A 12,647-nucleotide genomic window follows, 5' to 3' on the forward strand; every position below is an offset into this window, starting at 1 on the left:
GCCGGGGTCGGGCGGCGGCGGCCCCCGCCCGGGTGTGGGGGCCGCCGGCCGGCCCCGCCGGGCGCCCGGCGTGGCGGGCGGTGCCCCCGCGCTGGGCCCCCCCCCCGCCGCCTCATCCGGCGACCGGCGCCGCGAGCCCGCGTGCGAGTCCGGCCCGCACCGCACGGGTCGCCTCGACGAGGTTCGCGAGCGACGCCACCGTCTCGTCGTAGCCGCGCGTCTTGAGACCGCAGTCGGGATTCACCCAGAGCCGCCCGGCGGGAATCGCCGCCGCCGCGCGCTCGAGCAGTTCCTGCAGCTCGGCCGTCGACGGCACGCGGGGCGAGTGGATGTCGTACACCCCGGGCCCGATGCCGTGGTCGAAGCCGCTCGCCGAGAGGTCGTCGACGACCTCCATCCGGCTGCGCGCGGCCTCGATCGAGGTGACGTCGGCGTCGAGTCCCTTGATCGCGTCGATCACCACCCCGAACTCCGAGTAGCACAGGTGGGTGTGCACCTGCGTGCCGGGCGCAGCGCCGGCCGTCGCCAGCGTGAACGAGCCGACCGACCAGTCGAGGTACGCGGGCTGGTCGGCGCGCTTGAGCGGCAGCAGTTCCCGGAGTGCGGGCTCGTCGACCTGGATGATGCGGATGCCCGCCCCCTCGAGGTCGGCGATCTCGTCGCGCAGGGCCAGCGCGACCTGCCGGGCGGTGTCGCCGAGGGGCTGGTCGTCGCGCACGAACGACCACGCGAGGATCGTCACCGGTCCCGTCAGCATGCCCTTGACCGGCTTGTCGCTGAGCGACTGCGCGTAGGCCGACCATTCGACCGTCATGGGCGCCGGACGCGAGACATCCCCCCAGAGGATCGAGGGCCGCGTGCAGCGCGACCCGTACGACTGCACCCAGCCGTGCTCGGTGACGGCGAAGCCGTCGAGCAGCTCGGCGAAGTACTGCACCATGTCGTTGCGCTCCGGCTCGCCGTGCACGAGCACGTCGAGGCCGAGCTGCTCCTGCAGGCGCACCACCCGCTCGATCTCGGCGCGCATCACGCCGGCGTACGCGTCGGCGTCGAGCTCGCCCCGGCCGAGACGGGCGCGGGCGATGCGCAGGTCGCTCGTCTGCGGGAACGAGCCGATCGTCGTGGTCGGCAGTTCGGGCAGTCCGAGGGCCGCCTGCGCCGCGAGCCGTTCGGCCTCGTCGCCGCGGTGGAAGTCCGCCTCCGTGAGGGCGGCGAGGCGGTCGCGGACCGCGGGCACCCGCACCCCGGGTGCGGCGGCACGGTCGGCCAGTGCCGCGGATGCCTCGGCGAGCCGCTCGGCGACGGTGTCGCGCCCGTTCGTGAGGCCGAGGGCGAGCGTTGCGACCTGGCCGACCTTCTGATCGGCGAAGGCGAGCCAGCTCGCGAGCAGCGGGTCGAGTCGGGACTCGTCGTCGACGTCGTGCGGCACGTGCAGCAGCGAGGTGGACGTCGAGACTGAGACGGCGCCCGCCCGGTCGCGCAGCCCCTCAGCCCGCTCGAGCGCGGTGCCGGGGTCGCCACGCCAGACGTTGTGCCCGTCGATGACGCCCGCGACGAGCGTCTTCGTGCGCAGCGCGGCCTCGGTCCTCGCATCGAGGGCCGTCGGCACCGCGCCCCGTACGAGGTCGAGCCCGATCGCCTCGACGGGCGTCTCCGCGAGCACCGGGAGCGCGTCGTCGAGCGACCCGTAGGGCGCCGCGACGAAGATCGCCGGGCGCCGGTCGAGCGCACCGAGCAACGCGTAGGCCGTCGCCGCGGCATCGAGCACCAGCTCGCTCGGCACGTCGATCGCCTCGGAGACGAGCGCCGGCTCGTCGAGCTGCACCCACTCCGCGCCGGCCGCCGAGAGTTCCGCGAGCAGCGCCGCATAGACGGGCAGGAGGTCGGTGAGCCGGTCGATCGGGCGGAACCCGTCGGGCGCGCCGTCGGCGGCCTTCGCGAGCGACAGGAAGGTGACCGGGCCGACCACGACCGGCCGGGTCACGAAGCCCTCCGCCCTCGCCTCGGCGAACTGGGCGACGAGACGCTCGGCGTGCAGCGAGAACTCCGTCTCGGGGCCGACCTCGGGCACGAGGTAGTGGTAGTTCGAGTCGAACCACTTCGTCATCTCGAGCGGAGCACGCTCGCCCTCCCCGCGGGCGATCGTGAAGTAGGCGGTGAGGTCGAGCCCGCCCTGCTCGTCGAGCAGGTCGGCGAATCGCGCCGGAACGGCGCCGAACGCGACGGCCGCGTCGAGCACCTGGTCGTAGTACGAGAACGTCTCGGGGATCGCCGAGCCCGTGCGTTCGAGTCCGAGCTCGGCGAGCCGCTCACGCGTCTGCGAGCGCAGCGCGCGGGTTCGCGCCTCGAGCTCGGCCTCGTCGATCGTGCCGGCCCAGAACGCCTCGACCGCGCGCTTGAGCTCCCGGCGCCGACCGATGCGCGGATAGCCGAGCACGGTTCCGGACGGGAAGCGGGTGGTGGGTACGGTCATGACTCGTTCCTTTCGATTTCCGGGTAGGCCGAAGCACCGCGCCGGTCGCGGGTCGTCGACATCGACCGCGGGGCATCGGGCCCCGGGCCGGTGGTGGTGAAGTGATCGTCGATGCGGCGGGAGCCGCCGGTCAGGCCCTCCGCCCGGCGCGGACGCCGAGTCCGAGCCGGTCGAGCACCGAGAGCACCGTCTCGTGCCGGTTGTAGGTGTAGAGGTGCAGGCCCGGGGCGCCGCCCCGCAGCACCTCGCCAGCGAGGTTCGCCGCGTACTCCTCGCCGATCCTGGCGCGGGCCTCGCCGTCGGGCTCGATCTCCAGGTCGATCGCGAGGTCCGCCGGCGGCTCGACGCCGGTGAGCTCGGTCAAGCGCGCGAGTCGGGCCGGATTCGTGACCGGCATGAGCCCCGGCAGGATGGGGATCGTCACCCCGGCCGTGCGCGCCCGTTCGACGAAGCCGAGGTAGTCGTCGGCGTGCCAGAACAGCTGCGTGATCGCGAGGGTCGCCCCGGCGACCTCCTTCGCGAGCAGGGTGTCGACGTCCTGCGCGAGCCCGCGCGAACGCGGGTGGCCCGTCGGGAACGCCGCGACCGCGACCCGCTCGGGGCGGGGTCGGGCTCCGATTCGGCGGGCGCCGGGCGCGCCGGGGACGCCCGACTCTCCGAACGGCTCGCGCTCCTCCTGCACCCGGTGGATGAGCTGGACGAGCTCCGCCGCGGTGCCGAGGTCGCCGAGACCGGCGTCGGGGTCGTCGCCCTCCGGTGGGTCGCCGCGCAGCGCGAGGAAGCTCGTGATGCCCGCGTCGAGGAACTCGCGCACGAGGCGGTTCGCCTCGGCGTGCGACGAGCCGACGCAGGTCAGGTGCGCCATCGGCTCGACGGAGGTGTGCTCGAGGATGTACCGCAGCACGGTGAGGGAGCGGCCGCGCTGCGACCCGCCCGCCCCGAACGTCACCGAGATGAAGGCCGGGTCGACCTCGGCCAGCCGGTCGATCGTGCGCCCGAGCGCGATCGCCGCGGCGTCGGAGCGCGGCGGGAACAGCTCGAACGAGATCGGCGGGCGGTCGGTACAGTCACCCGTCTCCCGGGTGCCGGCGGCTCCGGTCGCAGCCATGTCGGACTCCTCGATGGGTGCCGCATGGCGCTGGTGGCACGGCAGGCCGCGGCCACCGCCTCACGGCGGATGGGTCACGCGGGCGGGTGCCGGGCTCGGCGGTCGCTCCTGGCGACGGGCATCCGGCCCGTCGTCGACGATCAGGAGCGACGTTACGCGATGGCACGGCGCCGCCGGCCAATGTGACCGGGAATGACGTCGACACGCTCGGAGTGCGGCAACGACCCGGATGCCTCGGCGCCTGCCGGGGCATCCGGTGGTTCGGCCGGTGCGCTACGCGGCGGCGACGGGTGCGACGAACTCCGCGTACTGGCCGGCGAGCTCTGGCGAGACGAGCGCACGAACGCGCGTGCCGTCTTCGACGTAGTCGAGCTCGAGGACGCGCGCCTGCTCGTGCAGGGCCGACACGATGTCGCCGCGGTCGTACGGCACGAGCAGTTCGACCTCGACGGCGGGGTCGGGCAGCATCTCGCCGATGGCGGCCAGCACGTCGGCGATGCCCTCGCCCGTACGGGCCGAGGCGAACACGGCGTCGGGCTCGAGCCCGCGGAGCACGAGGCGGTCCTCGGCCGAGACGAGGTCGGCCTTGTTGAAGACCACGAGCTCGGGGATGTCGCGGGCGCCGACCTCGCCGATGACGTCGCGCACGGTCGCGATCTGCCCGGCGGGATCGGGGTGGGCCGCATCGACGACGTGCACGATGAGATCTGCGTCGCCGACCTCTTCGAGCGTCGAGCGGAACGCCTCGACGAGCTGGTGCGGAAGGTTGCGCACGAAGCCGACCGTGTCGGCGATCGTGTAGACGCGGCCGTCGGCCGTCGTGTTGCGACGCACCGTCGCATCGAGGGTCGCGAACAACGCGTTCTCGACGAGCACGCCGGCACCCGTGATGCGGTTGAGCAGGCTCGACTTGCCGGCGTTGGTGTAGCCGGCGATCGCGACCGACGGCACCGCGTTGCGACGGCGGTTCGCCCGCTTCGCCTCGCGCGCTGGCTTCATGCCCGCGATCTGGCGCCGGAGCTTGGCCATGCGCGAGTGGATGCGACGGCGGTCGAGTTCGATCTTCGTCTCACCGGGACCTCTCGAGCCCATGCCCGCGCCGCCCGAACCCACCTGGCCACCGGCCTGGCGGGACATCGATTCGCCCCAGCCGCGAAGCCTCGGGAGGAGGTATTCGAGTTGTGCGAGCTCGACCTGCGCCTTGCCCTCCCGGCTCTTCGCGTGCTGGCTGAAGATGTCGAGGATGACGGCGGTGCGGTCGATGACCTTCACCTTGACGGCGTCCTCGAGTGCACGCCGCTGGCTCGGCGCGAGCTCGGTGTCAGCGACGACCGTGTCGGCGCCGAGCGAGGCGACGATGTGCCTCAGCTCTTCGACCTTGCCGCGGCCGAGGTACGTCGAGGGGTCGGGGTGCGGTCGCCGCTGCAGCACGCCGTCGAGCACCCGGGCGCCCGCAGTCTCGGCGAGGGCTGAGAGTTCGCGGAGCGAGTTCTCGGCATCGTCGAGGGAGCCCTGCGAGTAGACGCCGATGAGCACGACGTTCTCGAGCCGGAGCTGCCGGTACTCGACCTCGGTGACGTCTTCGAGTTCGGTGGAGAGGCCGGCGACGCGACGCAACGCCGCACGCTCTTCACGGTCGTACTGCTCGCCGTCGGTGTCGGCTCCCGAGGCGGCGTCGGAGCCGTGCACCATCATGGCCTCGGCCGCACCGGAACCGAACCGGGTGACCCCGGCCTTCGTCTCCGCGCCCCTCAGCACTCGCTCGACCGCGTCGTCGGCGGTGTTCTGTTCGGCTTCGTTCATCGTGTTAACCCTACTTCCGATCGCTGCGATAGGTTCCCCTACATGGGTTCCGACCACTACTTCTCCGCCGCGCCCTCGAGCGAAGCCCGCACCCGTACCATCCGCGTGGCGCTCGCCGGTCGCGAGGTCGAGCTCATGACCGCCGGCGGCGTGTTCAGCCCCGAGCACCTCGACCAGGGCACCCGCGTACTGCTCGACGCCGTGCCCGCTCCCCCGGCGGCGGGCGACCTGCTCGACCTCGGCACCGGATGGGGGCCCATCGCGCTCACCCTCGCGATGCGGTCGCCCGAGGCCACGGTGTGGGCGGTCGACGTGAACGAGCGCGCCCTCGACCTCACGCGGCGCAACGCCGCCCGGCTCGGCCTCCACAACGTCAACGCCGTCAGGCCCGACGATGTTCCCGACGACGTGCGCTTCGCGACGATCTGGTCGAACCCGCCGATCAGGGTCGGCAAGCAGGAGCTGCACGAGATGCTCTCGCGATGGCTGACCCGGCTGGACGACTCCGCCGAGGCCGCCGCGTGGCTCGTGGTCGCCAAGCACCTCGGCGCCGAGTCCCTGCAGCGCTGGATCGGCACCGAGCTCGGCCTCGACGTCGAACGCGCGGCGAACTCCAAGGGCTTCCGCGTGCTCGACGTGCGCCGCTGACCGGGTGCCCGTCCGTCGAACCCGCTATCGCGCCCTGCGGTCGATGAGGCGGGCGGAGCGCACGGAGGCCGAGGTCGTGAGCACGAGGAACGCGAGCGTCGCGACGAGCACCGCGACGAGCGGCAGGGCCCATGCGCCGCTCGATTCGTGCAATGCGCCGAGCACGGGTGGCGCCGTCGCCGCGACGAGGTAGCCGCCGGCCTGCACGAGCGCCGACATCTGCGTGGTCTCGCGGTCGGTACGGGTGATGCGCACGACGGTCGCGATGATGACGACGAATCCGCCGCCCTGGGCGATACCGCCGGTGACGGTCCACACGAGGTACGCCTCCGGGGCGAGGAGCAGGCCCAGCGGCAGCGTCGTCCACAGCACGCCGACGATGGCCGGCTGCACCCAGGCGGGCCGCAGTCGGCCGAGGAACGGCACACCGAGCGCCCCCGCGACGGCCGCGAGCTGGAAGAGCGACGCGACGTTGCCGGCGGCGATCGTATCGAGGTCGTACACGTCGGCGTAGAGGCTCGGCAGCCAGGCGCTCAGTCCGTAGTACGAGAACGACTGCGCGGCGAATGCCGCCGCGAGCAGCCAGGTCATGGGGTTGCGCCACGCCGAGTACTCGCCGGGGGCGACGACGCCGGTCGGTCCGGTGACGGCGGCCAGTGAACCGGTGACCGCGAGCGCGGCGGCCTCGCGCGCCTCGCGGCTCTCGGCACTGACGCGCCGCAGGTGCACGCCCCACACCGCGAGAGCCACCACGATGAGCACGCCCCAGATCGCGGTCGCCCACTGCCAGCCGATCAGCTCGGCGAGCGGCGCCGTCACCGCGATCGTGAGCATGGAGCCGACGTTCATCATGGCCGAGTACACGCCCGTGACGAGCTGCGCGCGCTCGGGCGGGACGTCGCGCCGGATGACGACCGGCACGACGACGTTGCCGATCGCGATCGCGAGGCCGATGATGACGGTGCCCGCGAACGCCGCCCAGGTCGTGCCGCCCGATCGCACGATCGTGCCGATGAGGGTGCCGATGAGCGAGATCGCGACGGCCCGCTCGGCACCGGTCAGCCGGATCGTCCACGCGGCGATCGGCGTGCCCAGGGCGAAGCACAGCACGGGCAGGCTCGTCAGCAGGCCGGCCGCGGTCGGCGAGAGGCCGAGCGAGGCCTCGATCTCCTCGATGACGGGCGCGATCGCGACGAGCGGGCCGCGCAGGTTGAGCGCGACGAGCGAGATGCCGACGAGCAGGAGCCAGGGGAAGGAGGACGCGGCGGCCCGACCGGTGGCGCCGCGGGTCATGCGAGCGTGAGCACGCCGTCGAAGACGAGCTCGGCGGGGCCCGCGAGCGCGACGTGCTCGCCGTCGGACGCCTCGAACATGCGGACGCCGAGCACCCCGCCCGGCACCTGCACGCGCCAGTCGTTCGGCGCACCGGCGCCGGCCCAGTACCGCACCGCGAGTGCGGAGGCCACGGCACCGGTGCCGCACGAGAGCGTCTCGCCCGATCCGCGCTCGTGCACGCGCATGCGGATGCGGCCGACGCCGTCTTCGACGAGCGGCTCGGCGGGCACGACGAACTCGACGTTGGCGCCCGCAGCGGGCACCGGTTCGAGCATGGGCGCGTAGGCGAGGTCGAGCCCCTCGAGTTCGTCGTCGTCGGCGAGGGCGACGACGACGTGCGGATTGCCCACGTCGATGCCGAGACCGGGCCGCGCGACGGGCAGCTGCTTCGCGCGCACGAGCGGTTCGCCGCCCGCGAGGCGCCAGGTGCCGAGGTCGACCTGGAAGCCCGACGCCGTGCGGGTCACCGTGCGCACGCCGGCCCGGGTGCCGATCGCGATCTCGTCGCCGGGATGCAACTCGGCGAGCCCCTGGTCGAGCAGGTACCGCACGAAGACGCGGATGCCGTTGCCGCACATCTCGGACACGGTGCCGTCGGCGTTCCAGTAGTCCATGAACCAGACCGCGCGCGGATCGGCTGCGAGCGCCGCTGCACCGTCGGCGAGGTTCTGCGAGCGCACGGCGCGGATGAGCCCGTCGGCGCCGACGCCGAAACGCCGGTCGCAGACGGCCGCGATCTGCGTGGGCTCGAGTTCGTTCTCACCCTCTGGGTCGCTGAAGAGCACGAAGTCGTTGCCCGTGCCCTGGCCCTTGGTGAATCGCAGATCGAACGGCATGCGACTCAGTCTAGGGCGGCCTGCCGGCCGAGCTCGGCGCTTCTCGCGACGGCATCATCGGCGTCGATCTGCACCGCGTCCCGGTATCGCTTGAACCAGCCGACCTGCCGCCTCGCGTACGTGCGGGTGAGCTGTTGCGTCTCGGCGACCGCGTCCGTACGAGGCATCCGGCCCTGGAGCTCGGCGAGCGCCTGCGCGTAGCCGATGGCCTTGCGCGCGGTGACCCCGCGCTCGAGGCCGAGCGGGACGAGTCCGCGCACCTCGTCGAGGAGGCCGGACGCCCACATGTCGTCGACGCGGGCGTCGAGCCGCGCGACGAGCCGCGCGCGGTCGCTGCGCAGGTGCACGATGCGATGCGGTCGCCACGGCACCGGATCGTCGGGAATCCTCGCCGCCGCCGGCGAGCCGGTGACCTCGATCACCTCGAGGGCACGGACGACGCGGCGCCCGTTCAGCGGGTCGACCTTCGCTGCGGTCTCGGCATCGATCTCGCGGAGCCGCGCGTGCAGCATGCCGGGACCCTGCTCGGCGAGCTCGGCCTCGAGGCGCGCACGCACGTCGGGATCGGTGCCGGGGAACCGGAAGTCGTGGATGACCGACGAGACGTACAGACCCGATCCGCCGACCAGCAGCGCGACCGATCCGCGACCGGTGATCTCGTCGATGCGCGCCCTCGCCTCGGCCTGGTACGCCGCCACGGATGCCTCGTCGGTGACCTCGAGCACGTCGAGCAGGTGATGCGGCACCCCCCTGCGCTCCCCGAGCGCGAGCTTGGCGGTGCCGATGTCCATGCCGCGATACAGCTGCATCGCATCGGCGTTCACGACCTCGGCGGTGCACCCGGCGCGATCGAACGCCTCCGCGAGGTCGAGCGCGAAGGCCGACTTGCCGGTGCCGGTCGCGCCGACGACGGCGATGAGCGTCACGTCAGCGCTGGCCGTCGGTCGGGTCGTAGATCGGGAACGTGCCGACGCCGGGCGACACGAGCGGCTCGTTCGCGATGCGCAGGGTCGGGAGCCCGAGCGAGACCCGGCCGGGACTCGTCGAGCCGGTGTCCGCGGGCACGCCGCAGCTCTCGGCCTGGTCGCGATCCCACGCGTCGCCCGCGCGAGTGCGCCGGATCCGCAACGGGGCGCCGTCGACCGAGTCGGCGAGGAGGTGGAACGGGGCGGCCTGCGTGATCTCGACCGTGACGACGTCGCCCGGGCGCGGCAGTTCGGAGCCCTCGGGCACCTCGAAGTGCACGAGACGGCTGTCTTCGGCGCGACCGCTCAGGCGGTGGGTCTCGGCGTCCTTCTTGCCTTCGCCGGTGGCGACGAGGAGATTGACCGTCGTGCCGACGAGCTTCAGGTTCTCCTCCCAGGAGATGCGCTCCTGCAGGGCGATGAGGCGGTCGTAGCGCTCCTGCACGACCTCCTTCGGCACCTGATGCTCCATCGTGGCGGCCGGAGTGCCGGGACGGATCGAGTACTGGAAGGTGAACGCAGAGGCGAATCGGGCGGCCTCGACGACGCGCATCGTCTCCTGGAAGTCCTCCTCGGTCTCACCGGGGAAGCCGACGATGATGTCGGTCGAGATCGCGGCGTTCGGAATCTTGGCACGCACGCGGTCGAGGATGCCGAGGAACTTCTCGGACCGGTACGAGCGTCGCATCGCCTTGAGGATGCGATCGGAACCCGACTGCAACGGCATGTGCAGCTGCGGCATCACGCTCGGGGTCTCGGCCATGGCATCGATGACGTCGTCGGTGAACGCAGCGGGGTGCGGGCTCGTGAACCGGATGCGCTCGAGCCCGTCGATCTCGCCTGCGGCGCGGAGGAGCTTGCCGAACGCCTGGCGGTCGCCGAACTCGACGCCGTACGAGTTGACGTTCTGTCCGAGCAGGGTCACCTCGACGGCACCGTCGTCGACGAGGGCCTGGATCTCGGCGAGGATGTCGCCGGGCCGGCGGTCCTTCTCCTTGCCCCGCAGCGCGGGGACGATGCAGAACGTGCACGTGTTGTTGCAGCCGACGGAGATCGAGACCCAGCCGCTGTAGGTCGAGTCGCGCTTCGTCGGCAGCGTCGACGGGAAGACCTCGAGTGCGTCGAGGATCTCGAGTTGCGCCTCGTCGTTGTGCCGGGCACGCTCGAGCAGGCTCGGCAGCGACCCCATGTTGTGGGTGCCGAACACCACGTCGACCCACGGCGCCTTCTCGAGGATGACGTTCTTGTCCTTCTGGGCGAGGCAGCCGCCGACGGCGATCTGCATGCCGGAGTGGCGGCGCTTGACGCCGGCCAGGTGCCCGAGGTTGCCGTAGAGCTTGTTGTCGGCGTTCTCGCGGACGGCGCACGTGTTGATCACGACGACGTCGGGTTCGGCGCCGTTCGCAGGGACGTAGCCGGCGGCCTCGAGCGAGCCCGAGAGTCGTTCGGAATCGTGGACGTTCATCTGGCACCCGAAGGTGCGGACCTCGTAGGTGCGCGGTGCGGGCTCCGTCGCCCGGGCGTCGGCGACCTCGTGAATGGTGCTCATGATCGCACCATTCTACGAGTCGTCGGCTGCGAGCGCCGTCGTCACCGCCTCGCGAACGACCTCGCCCGAGTAGCCGCGCCGCTGGAGGAAGGCCGACAGCCGTCGTTCGGCGGTCGCCCGGTCGAGCCCCGTCAGCTGGCGAGCCCGTCGCACCGCGACGGCCGTCGCGTTCTCGCGCTCGGCCTCGGGATCGAGATCGTCGACCGCCGCTCGGGCGACGGTCGGATCGATGCCCCGTCGGCCGAGCTCGTGCAGGATGGCGCCGGCACCGCGACCCCGCCGCACGCCGTGGTTGTGCACGACCTGCTCGGCGAGCCGGGCGTCATCGAGGTAGCCGTAGCGCTCGTACCGCTCGATCCAGGACTCGACCTCGGGCTCGTCGAGCCCGTGCTCGACGAGCACCGATCTCACTTCGGCGATCGACAGCGCCGATCGCCGCAGGCGTGAGACGACGAGACGGTCGATGCGTTCGTCGCGCTCGAGGCCCGTCTCGTCGGGCGAGGGCGCCGCGTCGTCGTTCGACCGTGGATGTCGGCGTGCGCGGGTGTCGCGCTCGACCCCCGCCCCACGCGCCGGCCGGCCGCGACCGGGCTCATCGACCGTCGAGCCGGACGAGCCCTCGTCGGCCACCCACGGCAGATAGGTGACCGGGGCAAGGTGCTCAGCCGACGCGTCGCGCATGCTGCTGCCCTCCCCGGTCACTCGATCTCCCATGTCACGGCTCAGGCGCTCAGGCGCCCTTGCGCTTCGCGTCGAGCGACTCGACGTTGGCCGGTGCAGCGGCACCCGCTGCGCCGATGCCGAGCTTCACGAGGATCTTCTGCTCGATGTCGGCGGCGATGTCGGGGTTCTGCAACAGGAAGTTGCGCGCATTCTCCTTGCCCTGGCCGAGCTGATCGCCGTCGTAGGTGTACCAGGCACCCGACTTCTTGACGATGCCCTGGTCGACGCCGTAGTCGATGAGGCTGCCCTCGCGCGAGATGCCGACCCCGTAGAGGATGTCGAACTCGGCCTGCTTGAACGGCGGGGCCATCTTGTTCTTGACGACCTTCACGCGCGTGCGGTTGCCGACCGCGTCGGAGCCGTCCTTCAGGGTCTCGATGCGGCGGATGTCCATGCGGACCGAGGCGTAGAACTTGAGCGCCTTGCCGCCCGCCGTCGTCTCGGGGCTGCCGAAGAACACGCCGATCTTCTCGCGGAGCTGGTTGATGAAGATCATCGTGGTGTTCGTCTGGTTCAGGCCGCCCGTGAGCTTGCGGAGCGCCTGCGACATGAGACGGGCCTGGAGGCCGACGTGCGAGTCGCCCATCTCGCCCTCGATCTCGGCTCGCGGCACGAGTGCGGCCACGGAGTCGATCACGATGAGGTCGATCGAGCCCGAGCGCACGAGCATGTCGGCGATCTCGAGCGCCTGCTCGCCCGTGTCGGGCTGCGACACGAGCAGTGCGTCGATGTCGACGCCGAGCTTCTTGGCGTACTCGGGGTCGAGCGCGTGCTCGGCGTCGACGAACGCCGCGATGCCGCCGGCGCGCTGGGCGTTGGCGATCGCGTGGAGCGTGAGCGTCGTCTTGCCCGAGGACTCGGGACCGTAGATCTCGACGATGCGGCCGCGCGGGAGCCCGCCGACGCCGAGGGCGACGTCGAGGGCGATCGAACCGGTGGGGATGACCTCGACGGGGGCTCGCTCTTCGCTGCCGAGGCGCATGACCGACCCCTTGCCGAACTGGCGGTCGATCTGCGCGAGGGCGGCTTCGAGAGACTTCTCGCGGTCTGCGGGTGATGCCATGGTGTGGGCTCCTTCGATGCTCGTGTGCTGCTGCCTCTAGGCTGTCGTTCCACGCTTCGGGCCCCGGTGTACCGGTGCTGACCCGCGACGTCTCGCGACAAGGCGGTTGCGGTGTGTTCCGACGCATCGACCGTATGACCGGCC

10 protein-coding genes are annotated in these 12,647 nt (G+C 72.0%); 1 reads left to right on the top strand and 9 read right to left on the bottom strand.

Annotated features, from left to right (window positions below; translation table 11 throughout):
• Positions 1-112: 112 nt before the first annotated feature.
• The 3 genes from metE to hflX all read right to left on the bottom strand — a co-directional run bounded on the left by metE (position 113) and on the right by hflX (position 5,384).
• Complete coding sequence (metE, locus tag ACWGPE_RS14870) at positions 113-2,473, bottom strand: 5-methyltetrahydropteroyltriglutamate--homocysteine S-methyltransferase (RefSeq protein WP_452048989.1); 2,361 nt, start codon at positions 2,471-2,473, stop codon at positions 113-115.
• A 130-nt stretch (positions 2,474-2,603) separates the two neighbouring features.
• Positions 2,604-3,581, bottom strand: coding sequence for a methylenetetrahydrofolate reductase (locus ACWGPE_RS14875; RefSeq protein ID WP_452048990.1), 978 nt, complete (start codon positions 3,579-3,581; stop codon positions 2,604-2,606).
• A gap of 273 nt (positions 3,582-3,854) precedes the next feature.
• A complete protein-coding gene (gene hflX / locus ACWGPE_RS14880; RefSeq protein ID WP_231431302.1) occupies positions 3,855-5,384 on the bottom strand; it encodes a GTPase HflX in 1,530 nt (509 codons plus the stop codon).
• 42 nt (positions 5,385-5,426) lie between these two features.
• On the opposite strand from hflX, the gene ACWGPE_RS14885 reads away from it, so the two are divergent.
• Positions 5,427-6,032, top strand: a complete 606-nt coding sequence (locus tag ACWGPE_RS14885) for a class I SAM-dependent methyltransferase (RefSeq protein ID WP_452048991.1) — start codon at positions 5,427-5,429, stop codon at positions 6,030-6,032.
• Positions 6,033-6,056: 24 nt separating this feature from the next.
• Here the strand turns inward: ACWGPE_RS14885 and ACWGPE_RS14890 are convergent, their stop codons facing one another.
• From ACWGPE_RS14890 to recA, 6 genes are read right to left on the bottom strand one after another with little or no spacing between them, the layout of a single operon-like run.
• Positions 6,057-7,325 (bottom strand): MFS transporter, encoded by a 1,269-nt coding sequence (locus ACWGPE_RS14890; protein WP_275506753.1) that lies wholly within the window; start codon positions 7,323-7,325, stop codon positions 6,057-6,059.
• The gene (gene dapF / locus ACWGPE_RS14895; protein WP_231431305.1) at positions 7,322-8,203 is read right to left on the bottom strand and encodes a diaminopimelate epimerase; all 882 of its coding nucleotides are present in this window, start codon (positions 8,201-8,203) and stop codon (positions 7,322-7,324) included. The genes ACWGPE_RS14890 and dapF overlap by 4 nt, the downstream gene beginning before the upstream one ends.
• 5 nt (positions 8,204-8,208) lie before the next feature.
• Positions 8,209-9,129 (bottom strand): tRNA (adenosine(37)-N6)-dimethylallyltransferase MiaA, encoded by a 921-nt coding sequence (gene miaA, locus ACWGPE_RS14900; RefSeq protein WP_231431306.1) that lies wholly within the window; start codon positions 9,127-9,129, stop codon positions 8,209-8,211.
• Between the two features lies 1 nt (position 9,130).
• Positions 9,131-10,717, bottom strand: coding sequence for a tRNA (N6-isopentenyl adenosine(37)-C2)-methylthiotransferase MiaB (miaB, locus tag ACWGPE_RS14905; protein ID WP_231431307.1), 1,587 nt, complete (start codon positions 10,715-10,717; stop codon positions 9,131-9,133).
• A 12-nt stretch (positions 10,718-10,729) separates the two neighbouring features.
• On the bottom strand, positions 10,730-11,398 hold the full coding sequence (locus tag ACWGPE_RS14910) for a regulatory protein RecX (RefSeq protein ID WP_376931066.1): 669 nt from the start codon (positions 11,396-11,398) through the stop codon (positions 10,730-10,732).
• A 49-nt stretch (positions 11,399-11,447) separates the two neighbouring features.
• Entirely contained in the window at positions 11,448-12,503 is a 1,056-nt protein-coding gene (gene recA, locus ACWGPE_RS14915; protein ID WP_231431309.1) for a recombinase RecA, read from the bottom strand.
• Positions 12,504-12,647: the final 144 nt, after the last annotated feature.

Source organism: Agromyces sp. NPDC055658, assembly GCF_053618155.1.

Excerpts from the sequence above, each read along its gene's own strand:
- metE (WP_452048989.1), bottom strand. The coding sequence starts at position 2,473 with ATGACCGTACCCACCACCCGCTTCCCGTCCGGAACCGTGCTCGGCTAT.
- ACWGPE_RS14875 (WP_452048990.1), bottom strand. The coding sequence starts at position 3,581 with ATGGCTGCGACCGGAGCCGCCGGCACCCGGGAGACGGGTGACTGTACC.
- hflX (WP_231431302.1), bottom strand. The coding sequence starts at position 5,384 with ATGAACGAAGCCGAACAGAACACCGCCGACGACGCGGTCGAGCGAGTG.
- ACWGPE_RS14885 (WP_452048991.1), top strand. The coding sequence starts at position 5,427 with ATGGGTTCCGACCACTACTTCTCCGCCGCGCCCTCGAGCGAAGCCCGC.
- ACWGPE_RS14890 (WP_275506753.1), bottom strand. The coding sequence starts at position 7,325 with ATGACCCGCGGCGCCACCGGTCGGGCCGCCGCGTCCTCCTTCCCCTGG.
- dapF (WP_231431305.1), bottom strand. The coding sequence starts at position 8,203 with ATGCCGTTCGATCTGCGATTCACCAAGGGCCAGGGCACGGGCAACGAC.
- miaB (WP_231431307.1), bottom strand. The coding sequence starts at position 10,717 with ATGAGCACCATTCACGAGGTCGCCGACGCCCGGGCGACGGAGCCCGCA.
- ACWGPE_RS14910 (WP_376931066.1), bottom strand. The coding sequence starts at position 11,398 with ATGCGCGACGCGTCGGCTGAGCACCTTGCCCCGGTCACCTATCTGCCG.
- recA (WP_231431309.1), bottom strand. The coding sequence starts at position 12,503 with ATGGCATCACCCGCAGACCGCGAGAAGTCTCTCGAAGCCGCCCTCGCG.